Source organism: Curvibacter sp. GW821-FHT01G03 (assembly GCF_059422285.1).
In genome coordinates this window covers 100,441-119,759 of the sequence record NZ_JBWKWP010000001.1, presented here as the reverse complement: position 1 = coordinate 119,759, position 19,319 = coordinate 100,441, and the positions used below count along the sequence as shown (strand labels likewise).

Sequence of the window (19,319 nt, the reverse complement as noted above, 5' to 3'; positions counted from 1 at the left end):
GGGCACAAGGCCGCGGCGCCGGCAGTATGACACGCTGGGGCGGGCCGCCGTGCCAGCAGCGGCGTCAGGCACCCAACCACGCGGCAGCGCTTTGCGGCGAGCGGAAATCCTCCAGCGCCCGCACGGGTACGTCGGGGTGCTGGCGCGACCACATGGCGCTCAAGGCCCGGCCGGGGCCGATCTCGATCACGCGCTCGACCCGGCGCTCGGCGATGGCTTCCAGGCAGGCGGACCACAGCACCGGGTGGTCGATCTGCTGGCTCAAGGCGGGCCGCATCTGCTCGACCCGGCGCAAGGCTGTGCCCGTGGCATTGGCCGCGACCGGGCAGCGCAGGGCTTGCCAGGCGGTGCCGCCCAGGGTCTGGGCAAAAGCCCCGGCAGCGGCCCGCATGGCCGACGAATGCGAGGCGATGCGGATGGGCAGCGGCTTGCAGTGCCCGCCCGCCGCCGTCAGCAGCCCCTCGGCCTGCTGCAGCCGCGCCGTCTCGCCCGCCAGGATGAGGTGGTCCGGCGCGATGCGGATGGCCACCTCCAGGCCCTGCCCCGCCAGCTGCAGGGCGATGCGGTCCTGGTGCAGGCCCGACACCGACAACAGCCCACCCGACACGCTGCCGGCAGCAGCATCCATGGCCTGGGCCCGCTGAGCAGCCAGGTCGATCGCGGTGCGCGGATCGAAAGCCCCGGCACAGGCCACGGCCGCCAGCTCACCCACGCTGTAGCCGGCCACGATGGCCGGCCCCTCGGCCAGGTGAGTGGCCACGGCCGACCAGGCGGCCAGCGACACCCCGGTGACCAGCACCTGCGCAAAGCGGTTGCGCGACAGTTCTTCGGGCTGGCCCAGCCGGGCGCGCCAATCGGGGCCCAGGTGCTGCGCCAGGGCCCGCAAGGGCTCGGCGGCAGCGGGCTCGGCCGCCAGCCAGGGCAGCATGTCGGGGTGCTGGCTGCCCTGACCGGGGAACAGCACGGCGTAGCTCATACCAAGCCCGCCAGGCCCGCCAGCACGGCCCGGGGCACTGGCGCGGGCACCGGGCAGGAGGTGGTCACGGCCTGCAGCCAGCAGGCGGCGCCCAACAGGTCGGCGGCGCCGCCGGGCGAGAGGCGGCGCGCCACGAACTCGGCATGGAGGGCCCGCGCCCGCTCAGGCCAGTCGGCCCCCTGCGCCCCCCCTTGCGCCAGAAAGCGACGGGCCTGCTGGCGCGCAAAGTGCAAGCCCTCGAGGCCGCCGCGGTGGACCAGGTTGGTGTCGTCCAGCACCGCCAGGGTGGTGAACAAGGCCTGGACCCGGGCCCGGCGATCTGGCCAGCCCAGGCTCAACGCCTGGCGCAGCGCCGGCAGGCTGTGCTCGAACAACACCGGAAAGCCCAGCGCGGCCTCGTCGCCCGCGCTGCGCAGGCCGTGCTCGCGGGCGGCACGCTGGCCATTTGAGGCCGGGGGGCGCTGGCGCGCCTGGGCCGCGCGCTCACGCAAGGCTGTGCCCCAAGCCTGGCGCAGGGTGCTTCGCAGGCCTTCGCTGCTGAGGGGCAGGCCCCGGGCCACGCGCCAGCCCGCACTGGCACACAGCAGGCCCAGGCAGAACACCGCCCCACGGTGGGTGTTGACGCCGCCGGTGGCGCGCAGCATGCGGGCCTCGGCCTGCAGGCCCAGGGCTTGCAGTTCATCGAAGGCCGCGTGGCGGGCGCCGGCGCGCACCATGTGGGCAAAGTAGTGGCGCAAGGCAAACAGGCTGCGCACAAAATGACTGGCATCCATGTCATGGTGGCTGCCGTTGTCGCGCAGCGAGACCAGGCCGGGCTTGGGCTCAAGCACCAGCTCGGCGTAGAGGGCGCGCACGGCCTCGCGGGCCAGCCGGGCCGCGGCAGCGTCCAGCGATGGGTTTGAAGAATCGAGCAAGGACATGGCGTCAGGCCGGCAGGGCCTCGGCCCGCAGCTGCAGTGGGTCGAGCCCGATCAACGCAATGCCATCGAGCCGCTTGGCCAGCACCTGGGGTACCTGGCCATCGAGCAACTGGCCCAGCTCACGCCAGGCCACTGCCCAGCCGCTGGGGAACACCAGCTCGCCATCGATGCGGCAGGGCAGGCGCACCGTGGCCAGCAGGCGGACCACCGCCTCGGCGGCCGACAGGTCGGGCACCGCCAGGCGCAGGTCGAGGTCGGACGATTCGCGCAGGTAGCGCAGGCCCGTGAGGCTCTGCCAGCCAAAGGAGCCATAGACCTGCACCGCGCCCGCCGCGTGATCCAGGCAGCGGCCCAGCGCCTGATCCAGGGCCTGCGCCCGGCGTCGCCAGCGTTGCCGCAAGGCGGCCTCCGACAGGCTCGGAAACCGGCCGCTGTAGGCCAGTTGACGGACCGGCAAGCTGAAGGTGAGCCGGCGCCGCTCCCATTCGGCGGGCGCCGGCAGGCCCAGGGTGACCCCGTCCTGGGACAGCGGGCCGGTCTGCCGCCCCACCACCAGGGGCAGGCGCTGCGCATGCCAGTGTTGGACGACCGCCTGGGCGACCGGGTCGGGGCAGGCCTGGGCCTGCAGTGTGGACCAGCCCTCGGGCGTGGGCCAGACCAGGCTGTTGCGTTCGATTTGCAGCATGACCGACTCCTGCGTGGGGTCAGGCCTGCGCCACGCGGCGGGCGACCTCGGCGGCCAGCCGCCGGCCGCCGCGCTGCGCCCCATCGCGGGCGCGCTCATCCGTGGTCGGGGCCTGGACCAGCGCAGCGCGCAGCTGCGCCGCCAGATCACCGCGCCACAAGGCCTGCACGCCGCCCATGGCCACGTAGTTTTCGACCCCGGGGGCAAACACGGGGTTGGACTCGGCCAGCGCCGCCAGGCGCGACTCGTCGATCTTGGTCACCCGCGCCATGGCCGGCAGGCGCATGACGCGGATCTCGGCCTCGGGCAGGGCATAGCAGGCGTCGGCGATCAGGCCCGAGGTGATGAAGCCGCCCGACAGCGCCTGGTCGTACACCAGCCCGATCACGCGGTGACCGCGCTGGCGGGCCAGCTCGATGCACAGGCCCAGGTGGGCCATGTAGCGATTGATGCCCAGCAACTCGTCACGCCGGCGCAGGCGCTGGCCCTGGGTGTCGACCAACAGCAGGATGGGGCGGCCAGGGTGGTCGCGCACGGTGTCGAGCACCGCACGGGCCTGGGCCAGGGCCAGCTCGACGCCGATGGCAGCATGGTCGGTGGTTCCGACCACGGCCAGGGTCTGGCCGTCGAGCTCGGCGGTGCCGCGCAACAGCTCGCCTTCGCGGCGCACCTGGTGCTGCGCCCCGAACAGGCTTTGAAGCAGATCGGTCCAGATCATGGCTGGGCTCCTTCTTGGGCAAGGTGTTTGAGGGCGCGCAGCTCGGCCGCATCGAGGTTGACCACCGATGGCGCATCGGTGATGCCCAGGCGGCGCCAGATGTCCACCGCATCGGCGCAGTCACCGTGCTCGGCCAGGCGGGCGGCCAGCAAGGCGTGTTCTTGTTCCAGCGCCTCCAGCGTCACGGGGCGGGACTGGCCCAGCCGGTGCAGCGCAGCTTCGCGGAAGGCACCGATGTTGTCGTCCACCAGCTCATCGCAATCGCCGGTCAGGTAGCGGTGCTTGCCGCCGGTGGTGCGCCACACCCCGGCTCGGTCCTTGGCGTCGAACTCTTCCACGCCATGCGACGACTCGATGACCTCGGGGCCTGACATGGACAGGCGGGCGGCGTCGCTCATCAGCACGTGGTCGGCGCAGCGGGCCACCAGGCCCATGCCGCCAAAGCAACCATTGGCGCCCCCGATCAACATCAGCGTGGGGATGCCGGCTGAGCGCGTGGCCAGCAGGGCACGCATGACTTCGGACACGGCAATCAGGCCGGCATTGGCTTCGTGCAGGCGCACCCCGCCCGACTCGGCCAGCACCAGCACGGCAGCGGGTCGCTGGCGCAGCGCGCGCTGGAACAGGCCCACGAGCTTGGCGCCATGCACCTCGCCCACGCCGCCGCCCATGAACTCGCCCTCCTGGGCGGCCACCAGCACGGGCTGGCCGCCCAGCCGGCCTTCGCCCACGATCACGCCATCGTCAAACGACGAGGGCACGCCCAACTGACCCAGGTGGGGGCTCATGACGCGGGCCGAGGGGCCGAGGATCTCGGTGAAGCTGCCCGCATCCAGCAATTGCAGCACGCGCTCGCGGGCGGTGGATTCGGCGAAGCTCGCCTGCAGGGGGTTGGCAAGGCTCATGGCTGGGCGCTCCGCATCTGGGCCACGGCCTGGTCCAGCCGCAGGTTGACCACGGCAGGCGTGGCCCCCATGTCGTTGATGGAAATGCGCACGCCGCCCAGGGGGTGGCGGGCATGGAAGTCTTCGGCTACGGCACGCCAGATCGGGGCGAAGCCGCGAGCCGAGGTGCTGACCTCGAGGCGGCATTCGCCGGCAGCGCCGGGGGCCGCGCCGTCGCCGGCAGCCAGGGGCTCGATCAGCACTTCGAGGTTGCCCGAGCCGACCACGCCGACCAGCACGGGCGCAAAGCGGCCCGCGGGCTGCGTGCCGGTGAACGAAAAATGGAGGGCTTCAAGCCCGTGGGGAATGCTCATGGTGTTGACCTTGTTGGCAGTGGGATTCGCATTACCAGTTGCGGAAGCGCTTGGGTGGCTGGTAGAGGCCGCCCGAGGCCCGCACCAGGTCGCGCATGGAGCGCGCCGCCAGCAGGTTGCGCGTGGCATCGCGCTGGTCGATGCCCAGGTCCTGGGCGCGCCGGATCACGCCGCGGTCGCGCAGGTTCTCGACCATGCGGCGGTCCCGCCCCAGGCCGATGGGGGTGTAGCCCGCCACGCCGCGGATGGCCTGCTCGCGCTCCTCGTCGCTGCGGCACAGCAGCAGGTTGGCAATGCCCTCTTCGGTGAGGATGTGGGTCACATCGTCGCCATAGATCATCACGGGCGGGATCTCCATGCCGGCCTGCTCGGCCAGTTGCCAGGCGTCGAGCCGATCCACAAAGGCCGGCTGCATGTGTTCGCGAAAGGTTTCGACAATCTGCACCACCAGCTTCTGGCCGCGCGGCATGGCGGCCACGCCGCCCCGCCCCTGCCGGGCCTGGGCACCCGCCTTGAGCCAGGCCGGCGACACATGGCGTCGGCCCCGCGCATCGGCGCCCATGTTGGGGGCGCCGCCAAAGCCCGAGATGCGGCCCAGGGTGGCGGTGGAGCTGTGGCCGTTGAGGTCGATCTGCAGCGTGCTGCCGATGAACATGTCGCAGGCATAGTGGCCGGCCGCCTGGCTGAAGGCCCGGTTGCTGCGCATGCTGCCATCCGGCCCGGTGAAGAACACATCGGAGCGGGCGCGGATGTAGTCTTCCATGCCCAGTTCGGAACCAAACGAGTGCACGCTCTGGACCCAGCCGGCTTCGATGGCCGGGATCAGGGCCGGGTGGGGGTTGAGCGCCCAGTGGCTGCAGATCTTGCCCTTGAGGCCCAACGACTCGCCATAGGTGGGCAGCAGCAGCTCGATGGCCGCGGTGTCAAAACCGATGCCGTGGTTGAGGCGCTGCACGCCGTACTCGGCGTACAGGCCCTTGATGGCCATCATGGCCATCAGCACCTGGATCTCGCTGATCTGAGCCGGGTCGCGGGTGAACAGGGGCTCGATGAAATTGGGCTTGGGCGCCAGCACCACGTAGTCGACCCAGTCGCCCGGGATGTCCACCCGGGGCACGGCGTCCACCAGCTCATTGACCTGGGCGATGACGATGCCACGGCGAAAGGCGGTGGCTTCGACGATGGCGGGCGTGTCTTCGGTGTTGGGGCCGGTGTAGAGGTTGCCCTGGGCATCGGCCGACTGGGCGCAGACCAGCGAGACCCGTGGCGTGAGGTCGACAAAGTAGCGCGCAAACAGCTCCAGGTAGGTGTGGATGGCCCCGATGCGCAACTGGCCCGCCGACACCATCTTGGCCAGTCGCCCGGCCTGCTGCCCCGAAAAGGAGAAATCGAGCCGCGAAGCGATGCCGTTCTCGAACAGGTCCAGGTGCTCGGGCAGGGCCAGCACCGATTGCACCATGTGCAGGTCGTGCACCCGGGCCGGGTCGAGCTGGGTCAGCGCCCGGGCCAGAAAGTCGGCCTGCTTCTGGTTGTTGCCTTCCAGGCAGACCCGGTCACCGGGTTCGATGACCGCATGCAGCAGGGTGCCGATGGCGGGGGCCGCCACGGTCTTGCCCTGCAGTTGCGGGCCCAGCGCCTCGGCCGCTCGGGTCTGCCGCAACCGACGGTTGCTTTGTTGGGTGTTCCAGTGTTTGTGTTCCATGGCAAGGGCTCAGCCCACGAGGGCTTTGGTGGCAAAAAACAGCAGCGAGGGGCCGAGCAGACAGCCCAGGCCGGTGTGGAAGGTGGCCACCAGTGCGCCATAGGGCACCAGCTTGCGGTCGGTGGCGGCCAGCCCGGCGGACACGCCGCTGACCGTGCCGGCCAGGCCACCGAAGACCATGGCGGATCGCGGTGTCTTGAGGCGCAGAAAGCGCGCCGCCATGGGCGTGCCGACCATCACGAGGATGGCCTTCACCAGGCCGGTGGCAATGCTGAGGGCCATCACATCGGGACTGGCGCCGATGGCGGCCCCGGTGACCGGCCCCACGATGTAGGTGACGGCACCCGCACCGATGGTGGTCATGCTCACGGCATCCGAGTAACCGAAGCCCCAGGCAATGGCGGCCCCCACGATGAAGGGCAGCACGGTACCCAGCAGCAGGGCCACGACCCCGATCAGGCCGGCCTTGCGCGCCTCCAGCGGCTGCACCTCAAAGGCCGTGGCCACGATGGCGAAGTCGCGCAGCATGGCGCCGCCCATGAGGCCGATGCCGCCGAACAAGGACAGGTCGGCCAGCCCCTTGTGCCCACCGGTCTGGGTGCCGCCCCAGTAGGCCAGGCCCAGGCCGATGACGATGGCGATGGCCGAGCCGTGCACGCGGCCGAAAGTCAGGTGTTTGGAGATCTGCCCGGCCAGCAGAACGATCAGACCCACCACCGCAAAGGCGGTGACCAGGCCATTGTGAAGCGCGGCTTTTTCGAGAATGTCGAGCATGGTGTCACTCCTGGTCGGCCACAAGTGGGTTGTGCAACTGCGCCACCTCGGGCGACTCCGGGCCCTGTACCTCGGCCCGGTTGATCAGGGCGATCACCACCGCGCACACGGCCACCGCCGCGATCGCCGACAACACCGCCACGGGGCCTCCGCGCAAGGCCGAGACCATGTCCTGCTGCGCCGCCATGGCCACCACCACCGGGATGTACATGGCGCCCCAGTACTCCACGCCCAGTTCGGTCAGCTTGGGCAGCTTGTTGTGCTTGAGCATGTAAAGCCGGGCCGCCATCAGCAGCAGCATGGCGATGCCTACCCCGCCGACATTGGTCTTGACCCCGAGCAGTTGCCCGAGCAGGTCACCGATGAAAATGCCGAGCAGGTGGCAGGCCGCCAACAGGGCGGTTCCGAAAATGATCATGTCTGTCTCCGTTGTTGTGATGTGCCGGGGTGATCCCCTGGACTGGCATCGTAGGAAGGCAGACGTGTGGGATCAATTAACCTCGGCCACGAACGTTTTCACGGCGTGCAACGGTTATGACGAACGGCGCAGCCCCTGGCACAGGGAGGCCGCTCAGGGGCGATATGGGGCGATGAGGTGCCTGGGCCGGCGCGCTCAGCGCAGGGCGGCCTTGGCCCCGCGACAGACGGCCAAGAGGGCGAGCAGGTTGGGGTCGCGCTCACGCGTGCGCAGGAAGTTGAGCGCGATGGTCTGGCGCATCAGGTACCGGGGCTGCAGCGGAATGAAGCGCACCTTGTCAGGAAACACATCGCGCACCCGGCCGGGCAGCAGCGTGCACCCCAGGCCGCCGCAGACCAGGTTCATGAGCGAGAAGATGTCGCCGGTCTGCATCACCACATGGGGCGTGAAGCCAGCGACGCTGAACGACTGCAGAAAGCCGTTGTAGGTGGCAAAGCCCTCTCCCAGGCTGACAAAGCGTTCGTCGGCACACTGGCTCAGGTCCACCTCGGCAAGGGATTCGTAGCGTGAACCCACCGGCGCTGCGAAATAGATGTCATCTTCAAACAAGGGCTCGGACTCGATATCGGGCGCGGCCTGAGGCAGGGCCATCAAGGCGGCATCGATGGCGCCGTCGCGCAGCTTCTGCAGCAGGTCGTCATTGGAGCCCAGCACCAGTTCCGCCATCAGCTCGGCCTTGCGCACCTTGAGCGCGATGATCACCTCGGGCACGGTCTTGACGGTGAGCGAGTAAAGCGAGCCGATGCGGATGCGGCTGGCCGAGTAGCCGGCCACGTTGCGGGTGGTGTTGATGCCCTCGCTCATGCGCCGCAGCACATCGCGCGCCACCTCGGCCAGGGCGTAGGCCGCCTCGGTGGGGTGCAGGTTGCGGCCCTCCAGCCGGAACAGGCTGCAGCGCAGCCCCTCCTCCAGCGAATGCAGCGCGCGGTGCACACTGACCGTGCTGACGTCCAGCAACTCGGCCGCACGCGTGAGGTTGCCGGTCTCCATGAAGGCCAACAGCACCTCGAGCTTGCGAAAGGTGATTTCCTCATCGACATGGAGACGCATGGTGCACGGGCGGTTCGTGGTGAATGGGCGCAATGGTAGTGCCTGGGCCAGGGGCAGCCCCCCCTGCTGCTGCCGGACCAGCCCGGAGGCAACGACGGATGACGCCGTGCTCATCGCTGGGCGTGGTCCAGGCAGGCCTGCACCCAGGCCCTCAACTGCGCAGCGGTGGGTGGCTCGGGGCCGAACAAGACCCGAAAGATGATGGGCGCCACCACGCCGTCCATCAGGGCTTGCGCGGTGGGCAGCACCTGGCCTGGTGATGGCCAGCGCTGAAGAATCAAGTCCAGCTGGCTTTGCAGGTAAGCCGCGCATTGACTGGAGGGGGTGGAAGAGACCGGGGTCGCGCGCGAGGGGCCTGCCAGTACGTCCCTCATCATGACCCGACCGGGCTCGGAACTCATCTCTTCGAGGTACTGCTCGGCCCAGACCAGCAGGTCACCCAGCAGGCTGCCGGTTTCGGCGGGCTCGGTCTCGGCGCGCCAACGGTCCAGCGCGACATCCGCCAGCAAGTCACCCAGCTCGCCCCAGCGGCGATAGAGGGTGGAGGGGGTGACGCCGGCGCGCGCTGCGATCAGGGGCACGGTCAGGGCCGATCGCCCTTGCTCGGCGATCAGATCGCGCACGGCCTGGTGCACGGCCGCCTGCACGCGGGCACTGCGACCGCCAGGGCGGAGACCAGCTTTGGGGTTCATGTCACGATGCTAAAGCAAAAAATATGCGTTAGTGATCTAATGCACTAACGCAAATAATTTGCTTTAAAGAGCACCATGGCCATTCGCCCCGCCCCTCCCCCCCGCGCCCCAGCTCGCCACTGGCGCCCGCAGACAGCCCTGGGCCTGCTGGCCTCCATCGTCGTGAGCTTTCTGGCGGCCTCCAGCGCCCCGTCCCCGCTGTATGCGCTGTACCGCGAGGCCTGGGGGTTTTCGGCCCTGACCCTGACACTGGTCTTTGCCAGCTACGCCGTCGCCCTGCTGGGCGCCCTGCTGGTGCTGGGCAGTTGGTCGGACTACCGCGGCCGGCGCGCCGTGCTGATCGGGGCCCTGGTGCTTGAAATGGGGGCCACCGCGCTGTTCTGGTGCGCCGACTCGGTCGCCTGGCTGCTGGCCGCCCGTGTCCTGCAAGGGCTGGCCACGGGCATCGCCACCAGCACGCTGAGTGCCGCCTTGATCGACCTGGACCGCGACCGCGGCGCCCTGCTCAACAGCGTGGCGCCCATGGTCGGCATGGCCCTGGGTTCACTGGGCAGCAGCGTGCTGGTGCAGTTTGCGCCGGCCCCCACGAAGCTGGTGTTTGAGTGCCTGATGGGCCTGTTTGCGCTGCAAACCCTGGCCGCGCTGGGCCTGCCCGAGACGGTGGCGCGCCGCCGCATGCCCTGGCGCACGCTGTGGCCCCGCATCGCCCTGCCCGCCGCCGCGCGCCCGACCCTGCTGCGCATCCTGCCGGTCAATACCGCCCAATGGGCCCTGGGAGGCTTCTACCTGTCGCTGGGCCCCAGCCTGGCCCGCCTGGTGACCGGCAGCCCTCAACCCCTTGTGGGGGGTGCGCTGATCACCTGCCTGGTGCTGACCGGCGCCGTGGCCATCTTGGGGGTGCGCCAAAAACCGGCCCACACCGCCCTGCTGGGCGGGACGGTGGCCTTGGGCCTGGGGCTGGCAATCACCCTGATCGGCATGGTGCTGCCCAGCGGCGCGGCCCTGTTTGGCGGCACCGTGGTGGCCGGCCTGGGTTTTGGCGCGGCCTTCAATGGCTCGGTGCGCAGCCTGGTGAGCCTGGCGCAGCCCGAGGAGCGCGGCGCCCTGATGGCTGGCTTTTTCTCGCTGAGCTACCTGGCCTTCAGCGTGCCGGCCGTGCTGGCCGGCCTGGCCGTGGGCCTGTTCGGACTGGCCACCGCTGCGCTGGGCTTTGGCCTGTCGCTGCTGGCCTTGTGTGTGATCGCGGGGGCGCTCATGGCCAGGTCGTAGGGACCGTTCAAACCCAGGGCGATTCAGCACGATGCTGTCCAGGTCCATGAGCAGGTCTGATTGAGTGACCCAGGCCGGCCGGGGTTTGTCGAAGTCGCCCTGCAATGAAACCGTCACGAGGTCGCCCCGATGTATCACTCCCAGCCCTCAACATGCGTTGCAGCCGCTTCCGTGAAGTGCAAAAACTCCTTTTCTGTCGGGTCGCCATTCAGGCTCTTGCACTGCTTGCTCACTTGCTCCGCGAACTCAGGTGAGCGCGTGTCGGGCACCCAGAACGGGACGGGCCGCAGCCCCGCCGCACGCATCCGCTCACGATGCCGTGCGACCTTGGATTCTTGAATCGACGGCATGGTGCCTCCGTTGCTTGCATGAACGGTTACATGTTGCCCAGCATGAAACCATGCCGCAATCTGGTGAATTCAGAATTGAATGAGAAAAGTACCGAGCCCGCGGAATCCCGACATCTGCCCCTCTTGAAAGCCAAGCAAAAGCCCTTATGATTAGCACTCGAAGCGGTTGAGTGCTAACAGCCGAGTGTTGACAGCACTGGCCGCTCGCTGAGTTGATGGTGCCCGCCGTGGGCGGTGCACCGGTCGATTGTGAAACCCCTTTTTGCTCTCAGGAGATGCAATGAACCTTCGTCCTCTGCACGATCGCGTGATCGTCAAGCGCCTGGAAAACGAAACCAAGACTGCCTCCGGCATCGTGATCCCCGACAACGCCGCTGAAAAGCCTGATCAAGGCGAAGTGCTGGCCGTCGGCCCCGGCAAGAAGAACGACAAGGGTGAACTGGGCGCCATGGCCGTCAAGGTTGGCGATCGCGTTCTGTTCGGCAAGTACAGCGGCCAGACCGTCAAGGTCGGCGGCGATGAGTTGCTGGTCATGAAGGAAGAAGATCTTTTCGCTGTCGTCGAAAAGTAATTTCTACCTGATCCCCGCTCAATCCATTTACTGAATTCGGAGAAAACAACATGGCAGCAAAAGACGTCGTCTTCGGCGGTGAAGCCCGCGCTCGCATGGTCGAGGGTGTGAACATCCTGGCCAACGCAGTCAAAGTGACCCTGGGCCCCAAGGGCCGCAACGTGGTGCTGGAACGCTCGTTCGGCGCCCCGACCGTGACCAAGGACGGTGTGTCCGTGGCCAAGGAAATCGAACTCAAGGACAAGCTGCAGAACATGGGCGCCCAGCTCGTGAAGGAAGTGGCCTCCAAGACCAGCGACAACGCTGGTGACGGCACCACCACCGCCACCGTGCTGGCCCAAGCCATCGTGCGCGAAGGCTCCAAGTACGTGGCCGCCGGCCTGAACCCGATGGACCTGAAGCGCGGTATCGACAAGGCTGTTGCCGCCCTGGTCGAAGAGCTGAAGAAGGCCACCAAGGCCACCACCACCTCCAAGGAAATCGCTCAAGTCGGCTCGATCTCGGCCAACAGCGATTCGTCCATCGGCCAGATCATCGCTGACGCGATGGACAAGGTCGGCAAGGAAGGCGTGATCACCGTGGAAGACGGCAAGTCGCTGAACAACGAACTCGACGTCGTTGAAGGCATGCAGTTCGACCGCGGCTACCTGTCGCCCTACTTCATCAACAACCCGGAAAAGCAAGCCGCTTTGCTGGACAACCCCTTCGTGCTGCTGTTCGACAAGAAGATCAGCAACATCCGCGACCTGCTGCCGACCCTGGAGCAAGTGGCCAAGTCGGGCCGTCCGCTGCTGATCATCGCTGAAGAAGTCGATGGCGAAGCCCTGGCGACCCTGGTGGTGAACACCATCCGTGGCATCCTGAAGGTGGTGGCCGTGAAGGCTCCTGGCTTCGGCGACCGTCGCAAGGCCATGCTGGAAGACATCGCCATCCTGACCGGCGGCAAGGTCATCGCTGAAGAAGTTGGCCTGTCGCTCGAAAAGGTGACCCTGGCTGACCTGGGCCAAGCCAAGCGCATCGAAGTGGGCAAGGAAAACACCACCATCATCGACGGCGCCGGCGCTGCTGCTGACATCGAAGCCCGCGTGAAGCAAATCCGCGTGCAAATCGAAGAAGCCACCAGCGACTACGACCGCGAAAAGCTGCAAGAACGCGTGGCCAAGTTGGCCGGCGGCGTGGCCGTGATCAAGGTGGGTGCTGCCACCGAAGTCGAAATGAAGGAAAAGAAGGCCCGCGTTGAAGACGCCCTGCACGCCACCCGCGCTGCTGTGGAAGAAGGCATCGTGGCCGGTGGTGGCGTGGCTCTGCTGCGCGCCAAGCAAGCTGCTGGCGAGATCAAGGGCGACAACGCCGATCAAGACGCCGGCATCAAGCTGATCCTGAAGGCCATCGAAGCCCCCCTGCGCGAAATCGTGTACAACGCCGGCGGCGAGCCGAGCGTGGTCGTGAACGCCGTGCTGAATGGCAAGGGCAACTACGGCTTCAACGCTGCCAACGACACCTATGGCGACATGATCGAAATGGGTATCCTGGATCCGACCAAGGTGACCCGCACCGCGCTGCAAAACGCCGCATCGGTGGCTTCGCTGCTGTTGACCACCGAGTGCATGGTGGCCGAAGCTCCGAAGGACGAGTCCGCAGCTCCGGCCATGCCGGGCGGCATGGGCGGCATGGGCGACATGGGCATGTAATGCCTGCCTGAGCCTTCCAGCTCCCAACAAAAAGGGCCGCAGCGATGCGGCCCTTTTTTTGTGCCTGATCGATCAGGCTTGTTCCGATGATCAGACCGGCTGCACCAACTCGATCGGCAGGCCGTCGGGGTCGGCGAAAAAGGTGAAGGTGGCGCCGGTCACCTCGTCGGTGCGCAGCGGCTCGACCGGCACGCCCTGGGCCTGCAGATGGGCCACCCAGGCGGCCAGGTCGGCCACGCGCAAGGCCAGGTGGCGCAGGCCACAGGCTTCGGGCCGCGAAGGCCGCGCCGGCGGTGAGGGAAACGAGAACAGCTCCAGTTGGGTGCCATCGGGCAGGGCCAGGTCGATCTTGTGCGACTGGCGCTCGGCCCGGTACTGCTCGTGCAGCACGGGCAGGCCCAGCACCCGGGTGTAGAAGTCGCGTGACCGCCGCACATCGCTGCAGATCAGCGCGATGTGGTGCGGGCCCAGCAGCGGGGGCACCGTCGGATCGGGCCCCATGTCAGGCCCGACGCATTTCGCTGGCCCCATCAAACCAGTGGGCGTGGCCGGGCGCCACCGAGATGCCCACGCGATCGCCCGGGCGCACCCGGGTCTGGGCGCCGGTGCGCAGGGTCAGGGTACCCGACGAGGTGTCGACCACCACATAGGTGTCGGGGCCGGTGGGCTCGACCACGCTGACCTCACCACGCCAGGGCGAGGCGTCGTCCAGCAGCAGGTGCTCGGGCCGCACGCCCAGCAGCAGCTCCTGCCCGGCAAGCGCAGCCTCAGCGGGGCCTGCCAGGGACAGCGACTGCCCCAGCATCTCGAAACTGCCACCGTGTTGCCTGCCGCGCACCAGGTTCATGGTGGGCGAGCCGATGAAGGTGGCCACATAGGTGTTGGCCGGGTGGTTGTAGATCTCGTCGGGGGTGCCCAGTTGCTGCACCACGCCACCCTTCATCACCGCGATGCGCGAGCCCAGCGTCATGGCCTCGACCTGATCGTGGGTGACGTAGACGCTGGTGATGCCGCTGGTCTGATGCAGGCGCTTGATCTCGGCCCGCATTTCGACGCGCAGCTTGGCGTCGAGGTTGGACAAGGGTTCGTCAAACAGAAACAACTGGGGCTGCCGGGCCAGGGCACGCCCCATGGCCACGCGCTGGCGCTGCCCGCCCGAGAGCTGGCTGGGCCGGCGGTCCAGCAGGTGTTCGATCTGCAGCATGGCGGCCACCTGGGCAATGCGGGCCTGACGCTCGGCCTTGGGGATCTTGCGCATTTCCAGGGCAAAGCCGATGTTGTCGGCCACGCTGAGCGTGGGGTAGAGCGCATAGCTCTGGAACACCATGGCGATGTCGCGGTCGCGCGGGGGCATGCCCACCACGTTGCGATCGCCGATGCGGATCTCGCCTTCGCTGGGGTCGTCCAGCCCCGCAATGATGTTGAGCAGGGTGGATTTGCCACAGCCCGAAGGGCCCACCAGGATCAGGAACTCGCCGGGCTCGACATGGATGTCGATGCGCTTGAGCACCTCGACACTGTTGTCGCCACGACCGTAGCGCTTGTTGATGCCCGAAATTTGCAACGATGAAGCCATTTGCCTTACCTCTCAACCCTTGACCGCGCCGGCCGTGAGCCCGCGCACAAAAAATTTGCCTGCCAGCACGTAGATGGCCATGGTCGGCAGGCCCGCGATGATGGCGGCCGCCATGTCCACGTTGTAGGCCTTGACGCTGCTGGACGTGTTGGCCAGGTTGTTCAGGCCCACGGTGATGGGCTTGGAGTCGGTGCCCGAGAACGTGACACCGAACAGAAAGTCGTTCCAGATGTTGGTGAACTGCCAGATCAGCGTGACCATCACGATCGGGGTGGACAGCGGCAGCACGATGCGCCAGAAGATCTGCCAGAAGCTGGCCCCGTCGATGCGCGCTGCATTGACCAGTTCACGTGGAATGGCGCTGTAGTAGTTGCGGAAGAACAGCGTGGTGCCGGCCAGCCCCGCCAGGCAGTGCACCAGGATCAGGCCGCCGATCGAGCTGGAGATGCCCAGCCAGCCCAGCACCTGGCTCATGGGCAGCAGCACCACCTGGAAGGGCATGAACACGCCGAACAGCAGCAGGCCGAACAAGGTGTCGCTGCCACGGAACTTCCACAGGCTGAGCACATAGCCGTTCAGGGCGCCCCACACGGTAGAGATCATCACGGCCGGCACGGCCATGCTGACCGAGTTCCAGAAGAAGGGCCGCAGGCCGTTGCAGTCCACCCCGGTGCAGGCCTGAGACCAGGCGATGGACCAGGACGCCCAGTTCAGCGACTGGGGCAGGGCCAGCAGGTCGCCGGCCCGGATCTCTTCGGCCGTCTTGAGCGAGGTCACCAGCATGGCGTACAGCGGCAACAAAAAGAACACGGCAGCAGCCAGCAAGGTCAGGTAGACCAGCAGCCGCGCCAGCAAGGATTTAGCGCTCATGGGGCTTGCTCCGCAATTCGCTGTAAAGGTAGGGAACCACCAGGGCGGCCACGGTGGCCAGCATCATGGTGGCGCTGGCGGCACCCAGGCCGATCTGCCCGCGTGAGAAGGACATGGTGTACATGAAGGTGGCCGGCACATCGCTGGCGTAACCGGGCCCACCGGCGGTCAGGGCCATGACCAGGTCGAAGCTCTTGATGGCCAGGTGCGACAGCACCATCAGCGTGCTGAAGAACACCGGGCGCAATGCCGGCAGCACGATGCGCCAGTAGATGCGGGGCAGCGAGGCGCCGTCCACCTGGGCGGCCTTGATGATGCTGTCGTCCACCCCACGCAGGCCGGCCAGGAACAAGGCCATGGCAAAGCCCGCGCTCTGCCAGATGCCGGCGATCACCACACAGTAGATGGCGTGATCGGTGCTGACCAGCCAGTCGAAGGTGAAATGCTCGAAACCCCAGCCGCGCACCAGTTGCTGCAGACCTTGCTCGGGGTTGAGCAGCCACTTCCAGGCCGTGCCCGTCACGATGAAGGACAGCGCCATGGGGTAGAGGTAGATGGTGCGCAAGGCGCCTTCGGCGCGGATCTTCTGATCCAGCAGCACGGCCAGCACCACGCCGATGGCCAGCGAGCCCAGCACGTAGCCGCCGCCGAAGATGGCCAGGTTCTGCAGGGCCAGCCACCAGCGGTCCATGGCCCAGAGTTTGTCGTACTGCATCAGGCCCACCCATTCGTAGTTGGGCAGCATGCGCGAGGCCGACAGGCTGAGCAGGCCGTTCCAGGCCATCAGGCCATAGATGAAGGCAAAGCCCAGCACGAAGGCGGGGGCCACCACCAGGCGGGGCAGCCAGTTTTCAAAGGAATTTTTCATGACTCACGGGGCATCGACATGCCAAAGGCCCTTCAAGCAAAAAAGGCGGGAGCACCAGGCGCTCCCGCATCAAAAGGCGGATCACGCCTTGGAGAACCAACCCGCAGACCGGGGGCAGTCGCCCTGCCCCCGGCATACCCGATTACCACCAGTACTCGACCTGTGCCCCCACCGTGGTGGCACTGCTGCGGCCACCCGCACCGAAGGTGGCGGCGTTGGCGGCGCCTGCGGCCGTGTTCCAGTTGAAGCGGCTCAGGTAGACGCGAAATTCAGGACGAGTCCAGAACTTGTTGTCGGGCGAGAAGGCCACGGCCAGGGTGCCCTTGTTGAGGTGCTGGGTGGCTTGCCCATCGATGGCCCGCGAGGTGATGCCCACGTCGAGCAGTACTTTCACATTGCGCGCCACACCGTAAGACATGCGCCCCCCGATCGAGGTGTCCTTGTACTTGGCGGCGTTGTCCGGTTCGACCGTCTGGTAGCTGGCCAGCGCCTGGCCACCGAAGGCACCCAGTTGCCAGTCGATGATCTCGGCAATGCGGGTTTGCTTGGCGCCGGCCTGGGCTACCCCAGCGTTGTCCAGGCCGTAAAACTTGCCATCCAGGCCTGCGTGGCCCGAGGAGGTCTGGACAAACAGCGAGTTGTTCAGGCCCGGCAGCAGAAAGTCGGCCTGGTTGTGCAACAGGCCCAGGGCACCACCGTTCTGGCCGATGCCGAAGCGCCCGTTGATCGTGGCGCCGGTCAAGGTCAGACGACCGCCCGGGTTGACCGGCAGGTCGCGCAGCTGAAAGTTGGCGCGGCGCGCATTGTTGCTGCTGGCGTTGCTGTTGTCTGACGAGCCCTGGGTGTAGACCGCCAGATTGAGGCGGGCCTTGCTGCCCACGCGGATGCCATCCACACCGGCGCCGTAGTTGTCACCGTCCTGCATCAGCCAGTTGTCCAGGATGTGGATGTCCTGGATACGGTGGTAGCGCTGGCCGGCCCACAGGGTCAGGTCAGGGGCGAACTCCAGGCCGGTGATGTCGGCGTACACCTGGGCCGTGCCGGTGTTGCCGTTGTACACCTTGGGCATGTAGTAGGTGCCCCACTTCAGGCCGCCACCGAGGTCCCATTTCTTGCCGATGCCGAACTCGATGTAGTTGTCACCCTCATTGCCCAGGCGGTAATGCTGCAGGTCGCCACCGAGCTGGTATTGGCCTTTTTGCTGATTGCCCGAAGCCGAGTAGAAGCCGCCACGGCCGTAGCCGAACAGCTGCACGCCGTTGTCGTCCAGGGTCTTTTTGACCACAGCCTCGATCTGCTGGGTGGTGGCTTCTGACAGGGGGGCCGGGTCAGCCGCCTGAGCGCTCACGCTGCAGGCCAGCAAGGCCGCAGGGGCCAGTTGCCACAGGGAGGGGGAATGTTTGTTCATGTCTAGGTCTCCGAATTCAAGAGGTGTTCTGGCCGTGCCCGGGCATGGCTTCGCCCGACCGGTCGGCCTGGGCCGCCGGGTCTGCCGGGGAACGGTTGTGCGAAAGGGGATGGGGCGGAACGTGCCCCGGGGCTTACCGCGTCTTGGCGGCCTGAGCGATCTTCTTCATGGCGTCGGCCACGCTGACCTTGTCGTCATTCCAGAACTGGCTGACCACATCCTTGAGGGCACCTTCGGCCGCTGGGGCCACGGCCATGCCGTGCGCGATGCTGGGCACCAACCCGCCACCCTTGGCAGATTCGACGAAGTCTTTCGAGGACAGCTTGGCGCAGTCATCAAACTTGTCCATCTTCATGCCCAGGCGCACCGGGATCGAGCCCTTGTTGAGGTTGAACACCTCCTGGAACTCCGGGCTCATGATGGCCGCAGCCAGATCGCTCTGAGCCTTCTGGGCACTGGCCTCCTTGAGTTTGAACAGGATGAACGAGTCCACATTGAAGGTGAAGCTGCTGGCCGTGCCCGGGGCTGCGGCACACATGAAGTCCTTGCCAGGCACCTTGCCCGCGGCCACGAATTCGCCCTTGGCCCAGTCGCCCATCAACTGGAAGCCCGCCTTGCCCTGGATCAGCATGGCGGTGGCCAGGTTCCAGTCACGCCCCGGCGAGCCGGGGTCGACGTACGACTTGACGCGGCGGAAGGTTTCGAGCGACTTCTTCATGGTGTCGCTGCCCAAGGCCTTGTCGTCGAGCTTGACCAGGGCGTCCTGGTAGAACTTGGCACCCCCAACGCCCAGCACCACCGACTCGAAGGTGGTGAAGTCCTGCCAGTTCTGGCCCCCGTGGGCCACCGGGACCAGGCCGGCTGCCTTGAGCTTGTCGGCCGCGGCAAAGAACTCGTCCCAGGTCTTGGGCATGGCGGCCACGCCGGCCTTCTTGAGGGCGTCGGAACTGGCCCACAGCCAATTCACGCGGTGCACGTTGACCGGTGCGGCCACATAGCTGCCCTTGTACTTCATCACGTCGGCCACGACCTTGGGCAGCGACTCGTCCCACTTCTCGGCCTTGGCCACGCTGTCCATGTTGGCCAGCACGCCTTCGGCGGCCCATTCCTGGATGGCTGGGCCCTTGACCTGGGCGGCCGAAGGCGGGTTGCCCGACACGACGCGGCTCTTGAGCACCGTCATCGCGCTGTCACCACCACCGCCGGCCACGGCGAAGTCGCGCCAGGTGTGGCCCTTGGCCTGCATCATCTTCTTGAGTTCGGCAGCCGATTTGGCTTCGCCACCTGAAGTCCAGTAATGCAGGACTTCCACCTCACCGGCTTGCACCGACAGCGCGGCGCCGGCAGCCACCGCCAGTGCGGCCAGTTTCGACAACTTGAACATGCCCTCATCTCCTTTGTAGTGTTGGATCATCTCTCACACGTGGGCGTGTCACTCGCCGCATCGCGTTCATTAATTTAAT

The 19,319-nt window shown here is 67.1% G+C and carries 21 protein-coding genes; 3 read left to right on the top strand and 18 right to left on the bottom strand.

The features are described 5' to 3' along the window. Positions 1-64 precede the first annotated feature (64 nt). The 11 genes from AC07VS_RS00570 to AC07VS_RS00520 form a co-directional block, all read right to left on the bottom strand. Positions 65-976, bottom strand: coding sequence for an ACP S-malonyltransferase (locus AC07VS_RS00570; RefSeq protein WP_494749946.1), 912 nt, complete (start codon positions 974-976; stop codon positions 65-67). After that, positions 973-1,896 (bottom strand): triphosphoribosyl-dephospho-CoA synthase MdcB, encoded by a 924-nt coding sequence (gene mdcB / locus AC07VS_RS00565; protein ID WP_494749945.1) that lies wholly within the window; start codon positions 1,894-1,896, stop codon positions 973-975. The genes AC07VS_RS00570 and mdcB overlap by 4 nt, the downstream gene beginning before the upstream one ends. Positions 1,897-1,900: 4 nt before the next feature. Beyond that, a complete protein-coding gene (gene mdcG / locus AC07VS_RS00560) occupies positions 1,901-2,581 on the bottom strand; it encodes a malonate decarboxylase holo-[acyl-carrier-protein] synthase (protein ID WP_494749944.1) in 681 nt (226 codons plus the stop codon). Between the two features lie 19 nt (positions 2,582-2,600). Next, the gene (mdcE, locus tag AC07VS_RS00555; RefSeq protein WP_494656594.1) at positions 2,601-3,299 is read right to left on the bottom strand and encodes a biotin-independent malonate decarboxylase subunit gamma; all 699 of its coding nucleotides are present in this window, start codon (positions 3,297-3,299) and stop codon (positions 2,601-2,603) included. Continuing rightward, a complete protein-coding gene (locus AC07VS_RS00550) occupies positions 3,296-4,204 on the bottom strand; it encodes a biotin-independent malonate decarboxylase subunit beta (RefSeq protein ID WP_494656593.1) in 909 nt (302 codons plus the stop codon). The genes mdcE and AC07VS_RS00550 overlap by 4 nt, the downstream gene beginning before the upstream one ends. After that, a complete protein-coding gene (mdcC, locus tag AC07VS_RS00545; RefSeq protein WP_494656592.1) occupies positions 4,201-4,557 on the bottom strand; it encodes a malonate decarboxylase acyl carrier protein in 357 nt (118 codons plus the stop codon). Before mdcC ends, AC07VS_RS00550 begins: the two co-directional genes overlap by 4 nt. 31 nt (positions 4,558-4,588) lie before the next feature. Next, a complete protein-coding gene (mdcA, locus tag AC07VS_RS00540; protein WP_492347339.1) occupies positions 4,589-6,259 on the bottom strand; it encodes a malonate decarboxylase subunit alpha in 1,671 nt (556 codons plus the stop codon). A 9-nt stretch (positions 6,260-6,268) separates the two neighbouring features. Further along, positions 6,269-7,033, bottom strand: coding sequence for a malonate transporter subunit MadM (gene madM / locus AC07VS_RS00535; protein ID WP_492347340.1), 765 nt, complete (start codon positions 7,031-7,033; stop codon positions 6,269-6,271). A gap of 4 nt (positions 7,034-7,037) precedes the next feature. Then, the gene (gene madL / locus AC07VS_RS00530) at positions 7,038-7,451 is read right to left on the bottom strand and encodes a malonate transporter subunit MadL (RefSeq protein ID WP_494749943.1); all 414 of its coding nucleotides are present in this window, start codon (positions 7,449-7,451) and stop codon (positions 7,038-7,040) included. Between the two features lie 195 nt (positions 7,452-7,646). Next, positions 7,647-8,561 carry a LysR family transcriptional regulator gene (locus AC07VS_RS00525; RefSeq protein WP_492347342.1) on the bottom strand — a complete coding sequence of 305 codons (915 nt, stop codon included), beginning with the start codon at positions 8,559-8,561 and terminating at the stop codon, positions 7,647-7,649. A gap of 110 nt (positions 8,562-8,671) precedes the next feature. Continuing rightward, positions 8,672-9,253 carry a TetR/AcrR family transcriptional regulator gene (locus AC07VS_RS00520; protein WP_494749942.1) on the bottom strand — a complete coding sequence of 194 codons (582 nt, stop codon included), beginning with the start codon at positions 9,251-9,253 and terminating at the stop codon, positions 8,672-8,674. A gap of 75 nt (positions 9,254-9,328) precedes the next feature. On the opposite strand from AC07VS_RS00520, the gene AC07VS_RS00515 reads away from it, so the two are divergent. Beyond that, a complete protein-coding gene (locus tag AC07VS_RS00515) occupies positions 9,329-10,522 on the top strand; it encodes an MFS transporter (protein WP_492347344.1) in 1,194 nt (397 codons plus the stop codon). Positions 10,523-10,656: 134 nt separating this feature from the next. On the opposite strand, the gene AC07VS_RS00510 is transcribed toward AC07VS_RS00515, so the two are convergent. Next, the gene (locus AC07VS_RS00510; RefSeq protein WP_492347345.1) at positions 10,657-10,872 is read right to left on the bottom strand and encodes an antitoxin MazE family protein; all 216 of its coding nucleotides are present in this window, start codon (positions 10,870-10,872) and stop codon (positions 10,657-10,659) included. A gap of 280 nt (positions 10,873-11,152) precedes the next feature. Here AC07VS_RS00510 and AC07VS_RS00505 point away from each other — a divergent pair, with 280 nt between their 5' ends. Beyond that, the gene (locus AC07VS_RS00505) at positions 11,153-11,443 is read left to right on the top strand and encodes a co-chaperone GroES (protein ID WP_019576489.1); all 291 of its coding nucleotides are present in this window, start codon (positions 11,153-11,155) and stop codon (positions 11,441-11,443) included. 50 nt (positions 11,444-11,493) lie between these two features. Further along, positions 11,494-13,134 carry a chaperonin GroEL gene (gene groL, locus AC07VS_RS00500; RefSeq protein WP_492347346.1) on the top strand — a complete coding sequence of 547 codons (1,641 nt, stop codon included), beginning with the start codon at positions 11,494-11,496 and terminating at the stop codon, positions 13,132-13,134. Positions 13,135-13,224: 90 nt separating this feature from the next. On the opposite strand, the gene gloA2 is transcribed toward groL, so the two are convergent. The 6 genes from gloA2 to AC07VS_RS00470 all read right to left on the bottom strand — a co-directional run bounded on the left by gloA2 (position 13,225) and on the right by AC07VS_RS00470 (position 19,240). Next, entirely contained in the window at positions 13,225-13,635 is a 411-nt protein-coding gene (gloA2, locus tag AC07VS_RS00495) for an SMU1112c/YaeR family gloxylase I-like metalloprotein (RefSeq protein WP_494656588.1), read from the bottom strand. A 1-nt stretch (position 13,636) separates the two neighbouring features. Further along, complete coding sequence (locus tag AC07VS_RS00490) at positions 13,637-14,710, bottom strand: ABC transporter ATP-binding protein (protein WP_494656587.1); 1,074 nt, start codon at positions 14,708-14,710, stop codon at positions 13,637-13,639. 12 nt (positions 14,711-14,722) lie between these two features. Then, entirely contained in the window at positions 14,723-15,580 is an 858-nt protein-coding gene (locus AC07VS_RS00485) for a carbohydrate ABC transporter permease (protein WP_492347349.1), read from the bottom strand. Continuing rightward, complete coding sequence (locus tag AC07VS_RS00480) at positions 15,570-16,448, bottom strand: carbohydrate ABC transporter permease (RefSeq protein WP_492347350.1); 879 nt, start codon at positions 16,446-16,448, stop codon at positions 15,570-15,572. The genes AC07VS_RS00485 and AC07VS_RS00480 overlap by 11 nt, the downstream gene beginning before the upstream one ends. A 142-nt stretch (positions 16,449-16,590) precedes the next feature. Then, on the bottom strand, positions 16,591-17,856 hold the full coding sequence (locus AC07VS_RS00475; RefSeq protein ID WP_494749941.1) for a carbohydrate porin: 1,266 nt from the start codon (positions 17,854-17,856) through the stop codon (positions 16,591-16,593). 133 nt (positions 17,857-17,989) lie between these two features. Beyond that, complete coding sequence (locus AC07VS_RS00470) at positions 17,990-19,240, bottom strand: ABC transporter substrate-binding protein (RefSeq protein WP_492347352.1); 1,251 nt, start codon at positions 19,238-19,240, stop codon at positions 17,990-17,992. Between the last annotated feature and the right edge of the window lie 79 nt (positions 19,241-19,319).